This window comes from Achromobacter sp. E1 (assembly GCF_037039475.1).
In the GTDB taxonomy this organism is placed as follows: Bacteria; Pseudomonadota; Gammaproteobacteria; order Burkholderiales; family Burkholderiaceae_B; genus Achromobacter; species Achromobacter mucicolens.
In genome coordinates this window covers 2,847,572-2,865,911 of record NZ_CP146253.1, presented here as the reverse complement: position 1 = coordinate 2,865,911, position 18,340 = coordinate 2,847,572, and the positions used below count along the sequence as shown (strand labels likewise).

General features: G+C 64.1%; 17 protein-coding genes. 6 read left to right on the top strand and 11 right to left on the bottom strand.

Annotation, left to right across the window (positions count from 1 at the left end):
* A complete protein-coding gene (locus V6V88_RS13205; RefSeq protein WP_280003091.1) occupies nucleotides 1-744 on the top strand; it encodes an amino acid racemase in 744 nt (247 codons plus the stop codon).
* Between the two features lie 150 nt (nucleotides 745-894).
* Here V6V88_RS13205 and V6V88_RS13200 read toward each other — a convergent pair whose 3' ends face one another.
* The 6 genes from V6V88_RS13200 to V6V88_RS13175 all read right to left on the bottom strand — a co-directional run bounded on the left by V6V88_RS13200 (nucleotide 895) and on the right by V6V88_RS13175 (nucleotide 6,836).
* On the bottom strand, nucleotides 895-1,596 hold the full coding sequence (locus V6V88_RS13200; protein ID WP_062841125.1) for an ABC transporter ATP-binding protein: 702 nt from the start codon (nucleotides 1,594-1,596) through the stop codon (nucleotides 895-897).
* Nucleotides 1,596-2,363 carry a high-affinity branched-chain amino acid ABC transporter ATP-binding protein LivG gene (livG, locus tag V6V88_RS13195; protein ID WP_062841126.1) on the bottom strand — a complete coding sequence of 256 codons (768 nt, stop codon included), beginning with the start codon at nucleotides 2,361-2,363 and terminating at the stop codon, nucleotides 1,596-1,598. Before livG ends, V6V88_RS13200 begins: the two co-directional genes overlap by 1 nt.
* Nucleotides 2,360-3,595, bottom strand: a complete 1,236-nt coding sequence (locus V6V88_RS13190; protein WP_062841127.1) for a high-affinity branched-chain amino acid ABC transporter permease LivM — start codon at nucleotides 3,593-3,595, stop codon at nucleotides 2,360-2,362. Before V6V88_RS13190 ends, livG begins: the two co-directional genes overlap by 4 nt.
* Nucleotides 3,595-4,521, bottom strand: a complete 927-nt coding sequence (gene livH, locus V6V88_RS13185; RefSeq protein ID WP_056317577.1) for a high-affinity branched-chain amino acid ABC transporter permease LivH — start codon at nucleotides 4,519-4,521, stop codon at nucleotides 3,595-3,597. Before livH ends, V6V88_RS13190 begins: the two co-directional genes overlap by 1 nt.
* A 191-nt stretch (nucleotides 4,522-4,712) precedes the next feature.
* The gene (locus tag V6V88_RS13180; protein WP_280018342.1) at nucleotides 4,713-5,828 is read right to left on the bottom strand and encodes a high-affinity branched-chain amino acid ABC transporter substrate-binding protein; all 1,116 of its coding nucleotides are present in this window, start codon (nucleotides 5,826-5,828) and stop codon (nucleotides 4,713-4,715) included.
* A 453-nt stretch (nucleotides 5,829-6,281) separates the two neighbouring features.
* Complete coding sequence (locus V6V88_RS13175) at nucleotides 6,282-6,836, bottom strand: queuosine precursor transporter (RefSeq protein ID WP_280003088.1); 555 nt, start codon at nucleotides 6,834-6,836, stop codon at nucleotides 6,282-6,284.
* A gap of 520 nt (nucleotides 6,837-7,356) precedes the next feature.
* Here V6V88_RS13175 and ugpB point away from each other — a divergent pair.
* From ugpB to V6V88_RS13155, 4 genes are all read left to right on the top strand, one after another.
* A complete protein-coding gene (gene ugpB, locus V6V88_RS13170) occupies nucleotides 7,357-8,670 on the top strand; it encodes a sn-glycerol-3-phosphate ABC transporter substrate-binding protein UgpB (RefSeq protein WP_128829267.1) in 1,314 nt (437 codons plus the stop codon).
* 241 nt (nucleotides 8,671-8,911) lie between these two features.
* Nucleotides 8,912-9,793 (top strand): sn-glycerol-3-phosphate ABC transporter permease UgpA, encoded by an 882-nt coding sequence (gene ugpA, locus V6V88_RS13165; protein ID WP_056317567.1) that lies wholly within the window; start codon nucleotides 8,912-8,914, stop codon nucleotides 9,791-9,793.
* 21 nt (nucleotides 9,794-9,814) lie between these two features.
* A complete protein-coding gene (ugpE, locus tag V6V88_RS13160; RefSeq protein WP_056317563.1) occupies nucleotides 9,815-10,666 on the top strand; it encodes a sn-glycerol-3-phosphate ABC transporter permease UgpE in 852 nt (283 codons plus the stop codon).
* 50 nt (nucleotides 10,667-10,716) lie between these two features.
* The gene (locus tag V6V88_RS13155; protein ID WP_062841130.1) at nucleotides 10,717-11,805 is read left to right on the top strand and encodes a sn-glycerol-3-phosphate import ATP-binding protein UgpC; all 1,089 of its coding nucleotides are present in this window, start codon (nucleotides 10,717-10,719) and stop codon (nucleotides 11,803-11,805) included.
* A gap of 171 nt (nucleotides 11,806-11,976) precedes the next feature.
* On the opposite strand, the gene V6V88_RS13150 is transcribed toward V6V88_RS13155, so the two are convergent.
* Entirely contained in the window at nucleotides 11,977-13,104 is a 1,128-nt protein-coding gene (locus tag V6V88_RS13150) for a branched-chain amino acid ABC transporter substrate-binding protein (protein ID WP_056317555.1), read from the bottom strand.
* A gap of 269 nt (nucleotides 13,105-13,373) precedes the next feature.
* On the opposite strand from V6V88_RS13150, the gene V6V88_RS13145 reads away from it, so the two are divergent.
* On the top strand, nucleotides 13,374-13,967 hold the full coding sequence (locus V6V88_RS13145) for an alpha/beta hydrolase (protein ID WP_223575576.1): 594 nt from the start codon (nucleotides 13,374-13,376) through the stop codon (nucleotides 13,965-13,967).
* A 103-nt stretch (nucleotides 13,968-14,070) separates the two neighbouring features.
* Here V6V88_RS13145 and V6V88_RS13140 read toward each other — a convergent pair whose 3' ends face one another.
* From V6V88_RS13140 to V6V88_RS13125, 4 genes are all read right to left on the bottom strand, one after another.
* Nucleotides 14,071-14,571 (bottom strand): Dps family protein, encoded by a 501-nt coding sequence (locus V6V88_RS13140; protein ID WP_056317547.1) that lies wholly within the window; start codon nucleotides 14,569-14,571, stop codon nucleotides 14,071-14,073.
* Nucleotides 14,572-14,715: 144 nt separating this feature from the next.
* Entirely contained in the window at nucleotides 14,716-15,666 is a 951-nt protein-coding gene (locus V6V88_RS13135; RefSeq protein WP_338619470.1) for a LysR substrate-binding domain-containing protein, read from the bottom strand.
* Between the two features lie 78 nt (nucleotides 15,667-15,744).
* A complete protein-coding gene (recG, locus tag V6V88_RS13130) occupies nucleotides 15,745-17,835 on the bottom strand; it encodes an ATP-dependent DNA helicase RecG (protein WP_338619469.1) in 2,091 nt (696 codons plus the stop codon).
* 39 nt (nucleotides 17,836-17,874) lie between these two features.
* Nucleotides 17,875-18,261: a Rid family detoxifying hydrolase gene (locus V6V88_RS13125; RefSeq protein WP_056317538.1), complete on the bottom strand. Its 387-nt coding sequence runs from the start codon at nucleotides 18,259-18,261 to the stop codon at nucleotides 17,875-17,877.
* Nucleotides 18,262-18,340 lie beyond the last annotated feature (79 nt).

Below are 18,340 nucleotides of genomic sequence, written 5' to 3'. Positions count from 1 at the left end.
GTGAAGAAGTTTTCCCAGGGCTGCTACCTGGGTGTATTGGGCGGAATGGGGCCCATGGCCGGCGCGGCCTTTGCCCTCCGCCTGGCGGCGCTGACGCCCGCCACGGTTGACCAGCAACACATCCCCACCCTGCTGCGCAACGATCCGCGCATTCCCGACCGGTCCAGCGCCTACATGGCCGGCGGCGAAAATCCGCTGCCCCACATGGTCGACGGCGTGCGCTTCCTGGAACAGGCCGGCGCCCGGCTCATCGCCATCCCGTGCAACACCGCCCACCTGTGGTTCGACGAGATCGCCGCGTCCACCGGCGTGCCGGTGCTGCACATCATCGAGGCGGTCATCGAAGACCTGCGCCGTCTGGGCCTGCCCCGCGGCCGTATCGGCCTGATGGGCACCGCCGCCACGCTAAAGCTTGGCCTGTACCAACGGCACCTCGAAGCCCAGGGCTACGAGTGCATCGTGCCTGACGAGGACGAAGTCGAACGCTTCTGCATGGGCTCGATCCGCGCGGTCAAGGGCAACCAGCTCGAAGACGCCTTCGCCCCCGCCGCCGAGTGCATCGCCCGTTTGAAGGCGCGCGGCGCCGACGCCGTCGTCCTGGGCTGCACGGAACTGCCCCTGGCCGTGCCGCACGCCCTGCGCCCCAGCCTGGGCGTGACCCTCACCGACTCCATCGACGCCCTGGCCCGCGCCGCTATAGCGCACTACCAGGCCGACCAGCCCGCGGAACGGATCGCGGCGTAAGTTGCATAAGGTGTCTGACACCCTGCGGAGATGACCTCGAGTTAGCCGCAATGTCTCAAGGGTGTCAGACACCGGCCGCAATAAATCCCCCGTCAGATGCAAAAAAAAGGCGCATCTTTCGATGCGCCCACTTCCTTCGCGGGGAAGAGGTCAACCGCCCAGGTAAGCCTTGCGGACCTGATCGTTGACCAGCAGATTGGCGCCGGTGTCCTGCAGGACCACGCGGCCGTTTTCCAGCACGTAGCCGCGGTCCGCCACGCCCAGCGCCTTGTTCGCATTCTGCTCGACCAGGAACACGGTCACGCCCTGCTCCCGGATCTCGCGAATGATGTCGAAGATCTGGGCGATCACCAGCGGGGCCAGGCCCAGCGTCGGTTCGTCCAGCAACAGCAGGCGCGGCCGGGTCATCAGCGCGCGGCCGATGGCCAGCATCTGCTGCTCGCCGCCCGACATCAGGCCGGCGCGCTGGCTGGCGCGCTCTTTCAAGCGCGGGAACAAGCCGTAGACGTGGTCGATGCCCGCCTCGATCTCGTCGCGCTTGGAAAAGAAGCCGCCCATCATCAGGTTCTCGGCGACCGTCAGGTCCTTGAACACGCGGCGGCCCTCAGGCGAAATGGCGATGCCACTGCGCATGATGTGGTGCGTGTCCTTGTTCGTGATGTCTTCGCCTTCGAACGTGATCTTGCCTTCGCGCGCACGCGGATTGCCGCAGACCGTCATCAGCAGCGTCGTCTTGCCCGCGCCGTTGGCGCCGATCAGCGTGACGATCTCGCCCTGGTTCACGTCGACCGACACGCCGTTCAATGCCTGAATGGCGCCGTAGAAGGTGTGTATGTTTTCCAGCTTGAGCATCATTCCTCCCCCAGATACGCCTTGATGACGCGCTCGTCGTTGCGCACCTGATCCGGGGTGCCGGTCGTGATGGGCTTGCCGTGTTCCATGACCAGAATCCGGTCCGAAATGCCCATGATGAGGCTCATGTCGTGCTCGATCAGCAGCACCGCGACGCCGAATTCGCGCCGCAGCTGGTCGATGAGCGATTGCAGATCGCGCTTTTCCTGCGGATTCAGACCCGCCGCGGGTTCGTCCAGCATCAAAAGGCGCGGCTTGGTGATCATGCAACGCGCGATCTCCAGGCGCCGCTGGTGGCCGTAGGCCAGATTGCCGGCTTCGCGGTTGGCGAATTCCCGCAAGCCCATGAAGTCCAGCCACTGCGCCGCGCGGGACAGCGCCTCGGATTCGGACTGGCGATAGCCCTTGGTCTTGAGCAGCCCCGGCAACAGGCGCGATTCGACCTGCGTGTGCTGCGCAACCAGCAGGTTTTCCAGCACCGTGAGCTGCTTGAACAGACGCACGTTCTGGAACGTGCGCACCAGGCCGTGGCGCGCCACCTTGTGGCTGGCAAGACCCGTGATGGGCTTGCCGTCCATGATGATCTCGCCGGCGGTGGGCGCATAGAACCCGCCCACGCAGTTGAAGACAGTGGTCTTGCCGGCGCCGTTCGGGCCGATGATCGCAAAGACCTCGTCGGTCATGACCTCGAAACCCACGCTATCGACGGCCAGGAGACCGCCGAACCGCATGGTCAGGCCGGATACTTTCAGCAATGCCTCGCTCATTTAGCCAGCTCCACGTGGGGACGCTTCATGGGCAACAACCCCTGCGGACGCCACATCATCATCAACACCATCACCAGACCGAACATCAGCATCCGGTATTCGGCGAACTCGCGCGCCAGCTCGGGCAGCACGGTCAGCAGGATGGCAGCGAGGATCACGCCTACCTGAGAACCCATGCCCCCCAGCACCACGATCGCCAGGATCAGCGCGGATTCGATGAACGTGAAGGACTCCGGATTCACCATGCCCTGCCGCGCAGCGAAGAACGCGCCGCCAAAGCCGGCAAACATGGCGCCCAGCGTGAACGCGGACAGCTTGATGCGCGTGGGGTTCAGGCCCAGCGAACGGCAGGCGATCTCGTCCTCGCGCAGCGCCTCCCAGGCGCGGCCGACCGGCATGCGGATCAGGCGCGTGGACACGAACAGCGTCACCAGCGCCAGCAGCAGCGCCATCATGTACAGATAGATAACCATGTCCTGGTTCTGGAATGTCAGCCCGAAGAAATCGTGGAACGTCGTATCGCCCTCGGTGCTGGCGCGGCGCGTCATTTCCAGGCCGAAGAACGTGGGCTTCGGGATACCGGAAATCCCGTCCGGACCGCCGGTGACCGTATTCAGGTTGATCAGCAGCAGACGGATGATTTCACCGAAGCCCAGCGTCACGATGGCCAGGTAGTCGCCGCGCAGCCGCAACACGGGAAAGCCCAGCACAAAGCCGAACAGCGCGGACATGGCGCCGGCAAACGGCAGCGCTTCCCAGAAGCTCCAGCCGCCCCAGTGGTAGAGCAGCGCGTACGTATAGGCGCCCACCGCGTAAAAGCCCACGAAGCCCAGGTCCAGCAGCCCCGCAAAGCCCACCACGATGTTCAGGCCCAGGCCCAGCATGACGTAGATCAGCACCAGCGTGGCGATATCCACGGAACTGCGTCCCGCGAAGAACGGCCAGATCACCGCAATGGCCAGCAGCAGGATCATCAGCGGCTTGTGGTTCCTGGCCGGCGCGGAGGACAGCGTCGGCAGGCCGGTCTTGAGCTTTTTGAACGGAATGGCCAGCCAGGGCCGCAGCAGCTGGAAGACGAACACCACGGCGGCGGCCAGCGCCACCAGCGACCAGTTCGACTCCATCGACGTGCGCGCACCCTGGCGGATGAGCTGCAGGCCAAAGACCGGGGTGACGATGACCGCCGTCAGCACGGCCGCCATCGTGGCGTTTTTGAGATTGTTGGTCGACATCAGACTTTTTCCACCTCAGGTTTGCCCAGCAGCCCGGTGGGACGGAACAGCAGAATCAGCACCAGCAGCGAGAACGCCACGATGTCCTTGTACTGCGACGAGATGTACGCGGCCGCGAAGGTCTCGGCCAGGCCCAGCAGCACACCGCCCAGCATCGCGCCAGGAATGCTGCCGATACCGCCCAGCACCGCCGCCGTAAAGGCCTTGATGCCCGCCAGAAAGCCGATGAAGGGATTGAGCTTGCCGATGGTGATGGCGATCAGCACGCCGCCCACCGCCGCCAGGATCGCGCCCATCACGAACGTGAACGAGATCACGCGGTTGGTGTCGATGCCCAGCAGATTGGCCATGTGCATGTCCTGCGAGCAGGCGCGAGAGGCACGGCCCATGCGGGAGTACTTGATGAACAGCGTCAGCCCGATCATCAGCACCACGGTGACCACGATGATCATGATGCGCGAATACGGCACCGTCACGTCGAAGTCCGATCCCATGTGGAACTGCACGGCGCCCGACACCAGCGAAGGCACGGCCATGTCGCGCGCGCCCTGCCCGAGGGCCACCCAGTTCTGCAGGAAGATCGACATCCCGATGGCGGAGATCAGCGCCACCAGCCGGGGGCTGCCGCGCACCGGACGATACGCCACGCGCTCGACCGAAAAGCCGTAGATGCCGGTGACCGTGATGGCCACAAGCAGCATGGCCGCAATGATGAAGGGGGTCGGCAATCCGCTATTGGTGCCGATGGCCGTCAAGGTGACCAGGCCCACATAGGCGCCGATCATATAGATTTCGCCGTGGGCGAAGTTGATCATACCGATGATGCCGTAGACCATTGTGTAGCCGATGGCGATCAACGCATAGATCGCTCCCAGGGACAATCCGTTGAAGAATTGCTGGGTCAGTTGGGGTATGAGATCAGACATGATTCTATTGCTCCAAATGGTTCCGGCCCCGGTAGAGAGACCCGGAGCCGGAAACCTGGGCGTATTTTATAAGGGCCTGTCGTCGCCGCCTTGCCGGCCGCACAGCGCTTTTGGCGCATCGCTACGCGGATTTCGGCAAGACGGAGACGGCAGGCCCTACACGCCGGCAACACGCCGGCGGGATCGCGAGTTTACAGCTGGGTCTTCTTTCCGTCCTTGTCCCATTTATAGACAGCGAACTCGAAGTCCTTCAGATCGCCCTTGGCATCGTATTCGACCTTGCCGATGCCGGTATTGAAGGTGGTCTTGTGCATGTAGTCGGCAACCTTGGCGGGATCTTCGCCGACGGCGTTGATGCTGTCGGCCAGGATCTGGACCGCGGCGTACGCCGGCATCTGGAAGGCGCCGTCCGGATCGCGCTTGGCGTCCTTGAAGGCCTTGACGATGCTTTCGTTGCCCGGCAGCTTGGTAAAGTCGGCGGGCAGCGTCACGAGCAGGCCTTCGATGGCCGGGCCGGCGATTGCCACCAGATCCTGGTTGGCCGTGCCTTCCGGACCCATGAACTGGACCTTCAGGCCCTGTTCGCGCGACTGGCGCAGCAGCAGGCCAAGCTCGGGGTGGTAGCCGCCGAAATACACCAGATCGACGCCAGCCGACTTGAGCTTGGTGATGATGGCCGAGTAGTCGCTGTCGCCGACGTTGATGCCTTCGAAGAGCGCGACGTTGACGTTTTGCTTGGCCAGCGCGTCCTTGACCTGGGTGGCCACGCCCGAACCGTAGGTCTGCTTGTCGTGCAGCACGGCGACCTTCTGGGGCTTGAGCGTCTTGGCGATGTAGTTGGCGGCGTACGGACCTTGCTGGTCGTCGCGGCCGATCGTGCGGAAGAAGAAATGCGGCTTGATGGTGTCGGTGACCAGGGGCGACGTGGCGCCCGGGGTGATGCCGACGATGCCCTCTTCTTCATACACCTTCACGGCGGCAACCGTGACGCCCGAGCACGCATGGGCCACGGCGAACTTGGCGCCGGAGTTGACCACGCGGTTGGCGGCAGGCACGGCCTGCTTGGGTTCGCAGCCGTCGTCGATCAGGATGGGTTCGAGCTTCTTGCCCTTGACGCCGCCCTTGGCATTGATGGTTTCGATGGCGGTCAGCGCGCCGGCCTGGATCTGGTCGCCGTATTGCGTGTTGGGACCGGTCATGGGCTGGGGAATGCCGATCTTGATCGTGTCGGCGGCGTGCGCGGCGCCAGCCAAGGCAAGTGCCCCAAGCGCCATGGCTACCGGGGTAAGGCGATTCAGAAACTTCATGCGGAGTTCTCCAGCGAGGTTTTGAGCGGCTCTGTCCAACACGGTTTATCGGGAGAGTACCCCTTTGTCCGCATTGCCCGTCGCCGGCTTCTTGGGCAAAAACACGGTGTGGCCGGTATTCTGAAAGCAAGCCGTCATACTGTCACTGCGTGTAATCCCCAATATTTCACGCGCGGCATTTAATCGTGACGCATAGGCCGCGTAAAGGCGTGAAATCAATGGAGAAATCGCAATTCCGGCCGCAAAGTTGGCTGGCGTTTCGCTGGGATTTATGCTTGCCGGTTTATATGAAAAATCATTAATACGGCGTTTAATCGCATATTTAAATACAGTCCTTACGCAGGACTTACTACAACCGCATCAATTAATACTCGCGGCCATTAATAAAAAGCCGCGCGTCCTGCGCTGCAGGCAGCGAGGCACGCGCGGCTTCAAGAGCAAAAACAGGGGGAATCAGGCGTTCGCGGGCCGTGCCAGATTCCACATCAATGCCCGGAACGGCGCCAGCATGCTGATATTGACGACCAGCTTGATGGCCAGGTCGCCCAGCATCCACGTTACCCAGGGCGCGCCGGTGGCCGCGAACGCCACGCTGAAGAACACGGCCGTATCCAGGATGGCGCCCAGCACGCCCGACGCCAGCGGCGCCCGCCACCAACGCTGGTCGCGCAGGCGGTCGAACACCTGAATGTCGACGAGCTGCGCACATATATAGGCCATTCCCGAGGCCAGCGCGATGCGGGGAGACGCCACCCACACCGACACCGCGAGCGCGGCGGCAAAGCCGAACCACACAACACGCCGGGCCGCGACCGGACCAAAGCGGCGGTTCAGGACGTCGGTGACCAGGAACGCCACAGGGTAAGACAGCCCGCCCCACGTGAGCCAATCGTTAAGCGGCACCTGCACCAGGATGTTGGAGCCGACCACCACGGCCAGCATGCACAGCACCGAGATGCCGAACTGCAGGCGGGTCATGGCGGGAAAGCGCGCGGCGGCCGTGGTCATCGCGCGCACTCCGGCGCCCACCGCGGCTGACGGCGACCGCCCGCCGAACGGCCGTTCACGGCCCCTTCTTGCCCACATTGACGTGTCCTGGCCACAACACCTGGCATGTTCCGAGTCGCGGCCGCGAACACGCCACGCGCGATGCGTGCGGACCCGCTGGCAAAGGCGCGCGCGATGCGCGTCCCGCATGGCCGCGGCGCCCGCGCATCCTGGTTAATGTCAATGACATGAACGCCCCTGGCGGCGCATACTCTGCGGGCCTGCCGCGAGGCCCGCGCGGCCGTCCCGCAGCCATCGCCAATGAACGCAATCGAAAGTTCGTTTTCCATAGGCGGCGATTGTAAACGGTCGGCTCCCTGCACAAGGAATCGCAAAATGTTCGTTCGCGCCTAAAACGCGCAATTTGACAGGCGTTTGTAGGGATGTGAAAGTCACGGTTTTGTCACAAACAATTCATAAGGTGTCGTGTTTCATGCGGCCGGACAACCCGTTCGCAACACGCCCAACTGGAGAACCCTTTATGCGATCCCATCGTATTGCACTGACCTTTGCCGCCATCATGACGGCTTTCGCCGGCGCTTCCGCGCAAGCAGCCACCGAGATCCAGTTCTGGCATTCGATGGAAGGCGCTCTGGGCGACCGCGTCAACGGCCTGGTCGACGAATTCAACAAGAAGAACCCCGACTACCAGGTCAAGGCCATCTACAAGGGCAACTACGGTGAATCCATGAACGCCGGCATCGCCGCGTTCCGCGCCGGCAACGCCCCGGACATCCTGCAGGTCTTTGAAGTCGGCACCGCCACCATGATGTACGCCAAGGGCGCCATCAAGCCGGTGCAGCAGATGTCCGAAGAAGCCGGCAACCCGATCGATCCCAAGGAATTCATCGGCGCCGTGGCCGGCTATTACTCGTCGGCCGACGGCAAGCTGGTGTCGATGCCGTTCAACAGCTCGACCGTCGTCTTCTACTACAACAAGGACGCCTTCAAGAAGGCTGGCCTGGACGCCGACAATCCCCCCAAGACCTGGGAAGAACTGGCCGCAGCCGGCCAGAAGCTGAAGGCCGCTGGTCAGGAATGCGGCTACACCACGTCGTGGCCGTCCTGGACCCAGCTCGAGACCTTCTCGGCCTGGCATAACGTGCCGTACGCCACCAAGGACAACGGCTTCGGCGGCCTGGATGCGCGCATCGCCATCAACACCCCGCTGCACGTGCGCCACCTCGAGAACCTCGCCAAGCTGGGCAAGGAAGGCATCTTCATGTACGGCGGCCGCGGCGACGAACCCAACTCGCTGTTCATCAGCGGCAAGTGCGCCATGATCACCGGTTCGTCCGGCCTGCGCGCCAACATCGCCAAGAACGCCAAGTTCGAGTTCGGCACCTCCACGCTGCCCTACTACGCCGACGTGAAAGGCGCGCCGCAGAACACCATCATTGGCGGCGCCTCGCTGTGGGTCTTCGCCAACAAGAAGCCCGAAACCTACAAGGGCGTGACCGCGTTCTTCAAGTTCCTGGCCAGCCCCGAAATCGCCGCCCGTTGGCACCAGCAGACCGGCTACGTGCCTGTCACCAAGGCCGCGTACGAGCTGACCAAGAAGGAAGGCTTCTACGACAAGAACCCGGGCACCGAAGTGGGCGTCAAGCAATTGAACGTCGAAACCACCGCCCAATCGCGCGGTCTGCGCCTGGGCTTCCTGCCCCAGATCCGCGAGATCGAGGACGCTGAAATCGAACGCATCGTCTCGGGCAAGGTTGCCCCCAAGGACGGCGCCGAGAACATCGTCAAGCGCGGCAACGAGCTGCTGGAAAAGTTCGAGAAGAGTGTAAAGTAACGCCCTTTCGCGCGGCTTGACCGCCGCCTTGTCAATCGGCATTTTCCATGCCGTGACAAGGACCCTGTTGCGACAAGGACAAACGAGGCTTAAAGCCCTGGTTTTTAAGGGGCTTTAAGCCTATCGTGTTTTTATGAGTGCCGGTGCTTTCGGGCTCCGGGCGCCACGCGCGGCATGCGTGCTGGCGGTTTCAGGCGGCGGTTATTTCAACCGCCGCTTTTCTGTACCTTGGGTTCCCCCTATGGAAAAACGCGTTGTATTCGGGCACAAGACCTTGCCCTATCTGCTGCTCCTGCCGCAGCTGATCATTACCGTGGTGTTCTTCTTCCTGCCCGCCGGACAAGCCATGTGGCAGTCCATGCGCCTTGAAGATCCCTTCGGTCTGTCCTCGCAATTCGTCGGCCTGGACAATTTCATGGACCTGTTCTCGCAACAGGCCTACCTGGATTCGTTCCGCGTCACCGCCGTGTTCTCGGTGCTGGTGGCCGGCGTGGGCCTTGGCGTGTCGCTCGTGCTGGCCGTGATGGCCGATCGCGTGATCCGCGGCGCCGGGCTCTACAAGACCCTGCTCATCTGGCCGTATGCCGTGGCGCCCGCCGTCGTCGGCGTGCTGTGGCTGTTCCTGTTTTCGCCTTCCGTCGGCATCCTGGCCGTGGCCCTGCGCAAGTCGGGCGTGGACTGGAACCCGCGCCTTGACGGCAACCAGGCCATGGTCCTGGTGATCGTCGCCGCGGTCTGGAAGCAGGTGTCGTACAACTTCCTGTTCTTCCTGGCCGGCCTGCAATCGATCCCGCGCTCGCTGATCGAAGCCGCCGCCATCGACGGCGCCAGCCCCGCGCGCCGCTTCTGGACCATCGTCTTCCCGCTGCTGTCGCCCACCACGTTCTTCCTGCTGGTGGTCAACATCATCTATGCATTCTTCGACACCTTCGCAGTGATCGACACCACGACGCAGGGCGGGCCCGGCACGTCGACCTCGATCCTGGTCTACAAGGTGTACAGCGACGGCTTCCGCGGCCTGGACCTCGGTTCGTCCGCCGCCCAATCCGTCGTCCTGATGTTCATTGTGATTGCCTTGACGGTCGTGCAGTTCCGCTACGTCGACCGCAAAGTGCAGTATTGATTTTGTTCGAGGCTGATAACAATGGTTGAACGCCGTCCCTGGCTGGATATTCTGGCCCACGTCATTCTGCTCTGCGGCGTGGCGATGGTGGCATTTCCGCTCTACGTCACTTTCGTCGCGTCCACCCAGACCGCGCAGGAAGTCGCTCAAGCGCCGATGTCCCTGATTCCCGGTCCGCACTTCGTGGACAACTACATGAAGGCCCTCTTCGGCGGCTCGTCGGGCGGGTCGTCCGGCGCGCCCGTGGGCCGCATGATGTACGTGAGCCTGATCATGGCGCTGGCAATCTCGATCGGCAAGATCGCGATCTCGCTGCTATCGGCATTCGCGGTCGTGTACTTCCGCTTCCCCGGCCGCATGTTCTTTTTCTGGATGATCTTCGTCACGCTCATGCTGCCGGTCGAAGTCCGCATCGCGCCCACCTACAAGGTCGTGGCCGATCTGGGCCTGCTCAACAGCTACGCGGGCCTGACCTTGCCGCTGATCGCGTCGGCCACGGCCACGTTCCTGTTCCGCCAGTTCTTCCTGACGGTGCCGGACGAGCTCATCGAGGCTGCCCGCATCGACGGCGCGGGGCCCGTGCGGTTCTTCCGCGACGTGCTGCTGCCCCTGTCCAAGACCAGCATCGCCGCACTGTTCGTGATCCAGTTCATCTACGGCTGGAACCAATACCTGTGGCCGCTGCTGGTCACCACGCAGGAAGACATGTATCCCGTCGTCATCGGCATCAAGCGGATGATCAGCGGCGGCGACAGCGTGACCGAATGGAACATCACCATGGCCACCGCCATGCTCGCGATGATCCCGCCGGCGCTGGTCGTCATCCTGATGCAGAAATGGTTCGTCAAGGGTCTGGTCGACACTGAGAAGTAACGCCGCCCCACCCGCGCCCACCCGAACACGACTCTGAACACGAATAACTCATGGCTACTCTCAGCTTCCGCAACGTCAAGAAAACCTACGCCGGCAACGTGCCGGTCATCCATGGCATCGACATGGATGTCAAGGATGGCGAATTCATCGTCATCGTCGGCCCCTCGGGCTGCGGCAAGTCCACGCTGATGCGCATGGTCGCCGGCCTGGAAACCGTGACCAGCGGCGACATCGTCATTGACGACAAGGTCGTCAACACGCTGGAACCCGCCGAGCGCGACATCGCGATGGTGTTCCAGAACTACGCGCTCTACCCGCACATGACCGTGTTCGAGAACATGGCCTACGGCTTGAAGATCCGCAAGTTCTCCAAGGACGAAATCAAGAAGCGCGTCGACGCCGCCGCGCAGATCCTGGAACTGGGACACCTCTTGGACCGCCGTCCGCGCGCCCTCTCGGGCGGCCAGCGCCAGCGCGTGGCCATGGGCCGCGCCATCGTGCGCGAACCCAAGGTGTTCCTATTCGACGAGCCGCTGTCCAACCTGGACGCCAAGCTGCGCGTGGCGATGCGCCTTGAGATCATGAAGCTGCACCGCCGCCTGGGCACCACCAGCCTGTACGTGACGCACGATCAGGTCGAGGCCATGACGCTGGCGCACCGCATGATCGTCATGTACCAGGGCGTGCCCGAGCAGATCGGCACCCCGATGGAAGTCTTCGAGAAGCCCGCTTCGACGTTCGTGGCCGGCTTCATCGGCTCGCCGCCCATGAACCTCATGGAAGTCCAGGTGTCCGGCGACGGCACCGTGCAGACCGCCGACGGCAACCAGCTCGAGATCTCGCCGCTGCAGGTGCCTTCGCAGGTTCGCGGCCGCAAGGTCATCATGGGCATGCGCCCCGAGCACATGCTGCTGAACACGCAGGGCATCCCCGCCGAAGTCGAAATGGTCGAGACGCTGGGTTCGGAACAGCTTGTGCACTGCCGCTGCGGCAAGAGCACGCTGGTCGTGCGCTGCACGACGCGCCAGCTGTCCGAGTCGTCCGCCAAGGTCGGCATGCAGGTCAACGTGGGCCCGGACGGCCGCCATCCGCTGCACTGGTTCGAGGCCGACACCGGCCGCCGCGTCCAGGGCCTGTAAGCGGCGGCCTCTGCCCCTGCCCCGTAATGGCGCAATAACAAACCGGGCCGCAAGCTGATCGCTTGCGGCCCGGTTTTTTTTGCGGCGTCTGATGCGTGCGGCCTGATGCCCCACACGCTGCACGTGCCGTTCGCGTGACAGCGGGCCGGTAGCGGCCCGCCGCACTGCGATTTACTTGTAGACGGTCTTGGAGCCGTCCTTGTGCCAGGTGAACACGTCGAACTCGAAGTTCGTCAGGTCACCCTGCTTGTTCCACGACACCTTGCCGATCGGCGTATCGAAGGAATTGGCGTGCAGGTACTTGGCGACCTTGGTCGGATCGTCGGAACCCGCGCCCTTGATGCCGTCCGCGATGACCTGCGTGGCGGCGTAGGCCGTCATCTGGAAAGCGCCGCTGGGATTGCGCTTTTTCGCCTGGAACGCCTTGACGATGTCGGCGTTGGCGGCGTTCTGCGTGAAGTCGGCCGGCAGCGTCAGCAGCATGCCTTCGACGGCGTCGCCCGCGATGGCATTGATGTCCGGGTTGCCCGTGCCTTCCGGACCCATCCACTTGGCCTTCACGCCCTGCTCGGCCGCCTGGCGCAGCAGCAGGCCCATTTCGGGGTGGTAGCCGCCGTAATAGACGAAGTCCACGCCCTGGCTCTTGAGCTTGGTGATGACGGCCGAGTAGTCGCTGTCGCCGGCGTTGATGCCTTCAAACACGGCGACGGTCACGCCGCCCTTTTCCAGGTCGTTCTTGACCGCGGTGGCGATGCCCTGGCCATACGACTGCTTGTCGTGCAGCACGGCGACCTTCTTGGGCTTGATCTTGTCCAGGATGAACTTGGCGGCGGCGGGGCCCTGCTGGTCGTCGCGGCCGATGGTGCGGAAGATGAACTCGTAGTTCTTGCCGTCGGTCAGGGCCGGCGACGTGGCCGACGGGGTGACCATGACCACGCCTTCGTTGTTGTAGATGTCGGCAGCGGCGATGGTGGCGCCCGAGCACACGTGGCCCACGACAAAACCGATCTTGCTGTTGACGACGCGGTTGGCGGCGTTAGGACCCTGCTTGGGTTCGCAGCCGTCGTCGATCACCACGGTTTCCAGCTTCTTGCCGTTGACGCCGCCGGCGGCGTTGATGCGCTCGACCGCGGTATCTACCCCTTCACGGACCATATCGCCATACTGCGTGACCGCACCGGTGGTGGGGCCGACGACGCCGATCTTGATGGTCTGCGCGTGCGCGGCCGCGCCAAACGTCAAACCAGCGGCGACGCCCAGCGCTGCGATGACCGGGGTCAGACGGAATACTGGCTTCATGAGTGGACTCCTCGAATGACTTGTAATCGTTGATCCATCAACGGGCTGACGGCCGGATAACGTAGATGTCGTGCCCGTTGGCGGGTGCATTTGCACGGCAAGCATACACTGAAATATCGCGGCTTTTGGCCGGGTTTGCGCAGGGTTTTCCGCGGTTTTGTGATGCACTGCGGCATGCTGCGGGGCACCTCGGCTTATTCCAAACGCCGTATATGCAAAAGACCATTAATTCGTTTGAGTTACTAACGCGCGGCGGCATCATGTGCCGCATGAGACTCCAACCGATAATCGTCCCGGGCTGGAAAAACTCCGGTCCCGATCACTGGCAATCCCGGTGGCAGGCCCTGTTGCCAAACGCCCGGCGGATCGAGCAGCACGACTGGGAAAACCCCTGCGCGGCCGATTGGATATCCCGTCTGACGGCCGAGGTGGACGAAGCGCGCAGCCCGGTCCTGCTCGTGGCCCACAGCCTTGGCTGCCTGATCAGCGCTTCGCTGCCGGTGCCGCTGCGCGCCAAGGTTGCCGGCGCGCTGCTGGTCGCGCCCGCCGACGTGGAACGCCCCGACACCCCGGCGTGCCTGCGCGGCTTCGCGCCCATCGCGCGCCAGCCGCTCTCTTTTCAAAGCGTGGTCGTGGCCAGCGACAACGACCCCTATTGCACGCTGGAACGCGCGCATGCGTTCGCCGCGGACTGGGGCAGCCGCATCGTCGTGCTGGCTGGCGCGGGCCATATCAATGCCGATAGCGGACTTGCCGACTGGCCGCAGGGCCTGAAGCTGCTCGGGGCGCTTCGACGCCGGGCATCCTGGCGGATTCCCCCGCCGCCCAAGCGCATTCCGCCCGTGCCGCTGTACGACTTCTGACGCAAACCGCGCAAGCAAAAAAATGGCCGCCCGATCAGGGCGGCCAATAGGTTGGCGCGTATCGCGCCGGGCGCCTCCCCGTGATGGGAAGACGGCCATCGGATCACTGCAGCAGGCTGCGCAGCATCCACGCATTCTTTTCGTGCACGTCCAGACGCTGCGTCAGCAGGTCGGCCGTGGGCTGGTCGTTGGCGGCGTCGGCCTTTTCAAAGGCAGCGCGCGCGGTCTTGGCGACCGATTCGTTGCCGTCGACCAGCAGGCGCACCATTTCCAGCGCGTCCGGCACCGAGTCCGGCTCGGCGATCGAGGACAGCTTGGCGTATTCGCGGTACGTGCCCGGCGCGTAGTGGCCCAGCGCGCGGATGCGCTCGGCGATACTGTCCAGCGCGGTCCATTCTTCGGTGTACTGCGTCATGAACATCTGGTGCAGCGTGTTGAACATGGGCCCCGTGACGTTCCAGTGGAAGTTGTGCGTCATCAGGTACAGCGTGTACGAATCGGCCAGCAACTTGGACAGTTCACCGGCAACCGCGGCGCGGTCCTTGTCCGAAATACCGATGTTGATGCGCGGAACGCTCGAGGTCTTCTTGGTGGACTTGGCCATTGCTAGCTCCTAGGGAAAAAGGCGGAAATAAGAATACCACTGCAAACACGACAGAACGGGTGTTGTGGCAGAGCCGTTCTCAATATGGCCTGCGACCGATTGACGCGGCGCAAAGACGCGCCGCGCACTGGCGGCCGCCGCCGCTCAATCCTGCACCGCAGCCGCTTCGCCGGCCAGCATCTTCACGCCCGGCAGATCGCATTCATAGACGGCCTGCGCCAGCGCCTCGATCGCCGCCAGACGCGGGAAGCTGCGCCGCCAGGCAAGCACCACACGGCGTTCGGGCACATGACCTTCGAACGGCAGGTAGCGCAACAGGCTGTTGGCGGGCGGGTTCTCGGGCACGGCGGTCACGGGCAGCACGGTGACGCCGATCCCGGCCGCGACCATGTGGCGGATGGTTTCGAGCGAAGAGCCCTCGAAGGTGCGCTGAATGCCGTCGCTGGCCGCCGAGAAGCGCGACAGTTCGGGACAGACTTCAAGCACCTGATCGCGGAAGCAATGGCCGCTACCCAAAAGCAGCATGGTCTGCTGCTTCAGATCCTGGGCGTCGATGGCCTTGCGCTTGGCCAGTTCGTGATCGTTGGGCACCGCCACGACGAAGGGCTCGTCGTAGAGCGGCTGCATGACCAGACCGGCTTCGGGCAGCGGCAAGGCCATGATGGCGCAATCGATTTCGCCCTGGCGCAGCAGTTCCACCAGCCGCACCGTGAAGTTCTCCTGCAGCAGCAGCGGCATCTGCGGCGTGCGGCCGATCTGCACGGGCACCAGCTTGGGCAGCAGGTACGGACCGATGGTGTGGATGACGCCAACGCGCAGCGGGCCTGCCAGCGGGTCGTGGCCTTGCCGGGCGATCTCCTTGATGCTGGCGCTTTCTTCCAGCACCTTCTGCGCCTGCGCGACGATGCGCTGGCCGATGGGCGTCACCCCGACCTCGGAGCCGCCGCGCTCGAACAGGGTCACGCCCAATTCGTCTTCCAGCTTGCGGATGGCCACGGACAGCGTCGGCTGGCTGACGAAACAGGCCTCGGCCGCGCGGCCAAAGTGCCGCTCGCGGGCGACGGCGACGATGTACTTCAGTTCGGTGAGAGTCATGGTGGACTACGCCCCCGGGGTTATGCGCCGGCTCCGAGGCCGGCGGTAGAGGATTCAAGGTGAATGTCGGGCCGCATGTCAGGTCCGCAGGAAGTCTTCGCGGCCGCGCATCCAGCGGGCCAGATGGGCCTGGACGGCGTCTGGATGCTCGGTGCGCAGCCACACGGCGGCATCGCGCGCGTCTTCGGCAATCGCGGCGTCGGTTTCCAGATCCGCAAAGCGCAGGAGCGCCATGCCGGACTGGCGCGTTCCCAGAAATTCGCCGGGACCGCGCTGTTCAAGGTCGCGCCGCGCGATCTCAAAGCCGTCGGAGGTCTCGAACATGGCGCGCAGGCGTTCTCGCGCAACCTGGGACAGCGGCGTCTGGTAGAGCAATACGCAAACGGACTCGGCCGTGCCGCGCCCCACCCGCCCGCGCAGCTGATGCAGCTGGGCAAGGCCGAATCGCTCGGCGTGTTCGATCACCATCAACGACGCATTGGGCACGTCGACCCCGACTTCGATGACGGTGGTGGCGACCAGCAGATCGATCTCGCCGTCGCGGAAAGCCTGCATCACCGACGCCTTCTCGGCCTGCGGCAGGCGGCCGTGCACCAGTCCGATCCGCAGGTCCGGCAGATCGGCGCGCATGCCCTCGTAGGTGTCGACGGCGGTCTGCAGTTCAAGGGCCTCGCTTTCCTCGACCAGCGGACAGACCCAATAGGCCTGCTGGCCGCCGCGCGCCGCCTGCGCGATATGGGCAATGACCTCTTCCCGGCGCGCGTCGGAGACCAGCTTGGTCACCACGGGACTGCGTCCGGGCGGCAGCTCGTCGATCACGGACACGTCCAGATCCGCGAAGAAAGTCATGGCCAGCGTGCGGGGAATGGGGGTGGCGCTCATGTTGAGCTGATGCGGCACGATGCGGCCGCGCACGGTCTCGCCCTTGCGCGTGAGGGCAAGGCGCTGGCCGACGCCGAAGCGATGCTGTTCGTCGACGATGGACAGGCCCAACCGGTGGAATTCGACATGGTCCTGGATCAGCGCCTGCGTGCCGACGACAAGCTGCACGCTGCCGTCGGCCGCCGCAGCGGCGGCTTCCCGGCGGGCCTTGGCCGAAAGGCTGCCGCTCAGCCACGCGACATTCACGCCCAGCGGCTGCAGCCAGGACACCAGTTTGCGAAAGTGCTGCTCGGCCAGGATTTCCGTGGGCGCCATCAGCGCCACCTGCGCGCCGCCCGCAATGGCCTGCGCGGCCGCGATGGCGGCCACGACGGTCTTGCCGCTGCCCACGTCGCCCTGCAACAGACGGTGCATGGGATACGGCTTGGCAAGGTCCGCCGAGATCTCCTGCACGACACGCTGCTGCGCGCCGGTCAGCTTGAACGGCAGCGTTTCGTACAACCGGGCGACCAGCCCCCCTGCCCCGTTCTGCGCCGGCAGCGACTCGGCTTCCTTGATGCGGCGCGCCGCGCGGGCGGCGGCAAGCGACAGCTGCTGCGCCAGCAGTTCGTCGAATTTGATCCGCCGCCACGCCGGGTGCACGCGATCCAGCAAGGCCTGTTCGGATTCGCCCTGCGCAGGCGTGTGCAGCGCACGGATGGAGGGCTCGAAGGGCGGCAGGTCGTAGCGGGCGCGCGCCTCGTCCGGAAGCGTGTCGGACAGGTCCGCGGTATTGAGCGCCTGCGCGATGGCGCGTCGCAACGCCGGCTGAGGCAATCCTTCAGTGGTGGGGTAGACGGGCGTCAGGGCGGTCGGAAGGGGCGAATCGGCGTTGGTCAGCCGCGGATGCACCATCTCGCGTCCGAACAACCCGCCGCGCACTTCGCCACGGGCGCGCAGCCGCTTGCCGACTGTGACTTGTTTCTGTTGGCTGGGATAGAAGTTCAGCCAGCGCAATTGCAGTTCGCCACTGTCGTCCGCCAAGGTGGCGGTCAGTTGGCGCCGCGGCCGGTACAGGACCTCGGATTTGGTGATCTCGCCTTCGACCTGGCCGGCAAAGCCCGGCCGAAGCGAACTGATCGGGATGACGCGCGTTTCGTCTTCGTAGCGCAGCGGCAGGTGCAGCACGAAATCCTCGGGCAGCACCAAGCCCAGGTTACGAAGCTTGCGCTCCGTATCCGTCATCGCTTTGCCGGCGCCGTTCTTGTCGGCGCCGGTACGTTTGGAGGCCACGGCTGCGGCCGGCATGTAGGAACGAACCCCTGGTATGAAACGTCCGGGCGCGCCTTACAGGACCATGATCGCTTCGACTTCGAACTGGGCGCCCTTGGGCAGGCTGGCCACGCCGATCGTCGAACGCGCCGGGAACGGCTGCGGGATGATCTCGGCCATGATGGCGTTGGCCGCCGTGAACTTGCCCAGGTCGGTCAGAAACAGCGTGAGCTTGACCACGTTGTCCAGCGTGCCGCCTGCAGCCTTGATGACTTCCTGCATGTTGGCAAACGCCTGACGCACCTGCGCGTCGAAGTTTTCAGAGACCAGGTCGCCGGTGCCGGGCTCCAGGCCGATCTGGCCCGAGAGGTAGACAGTCTTGGTGCCGCTGACGGCAACCGCTTGCGAGTAAGGGCCAACGGCGGCAGGCGCGCTGTCGGTATGGATGATTTGCTTGCTCATGGGCGGAATCCTTCTGGTGACGGATAGAAGCTACAACTATCGAAGTTTAATCAGCAATAGACGTTTGCGAAAGTGGCGG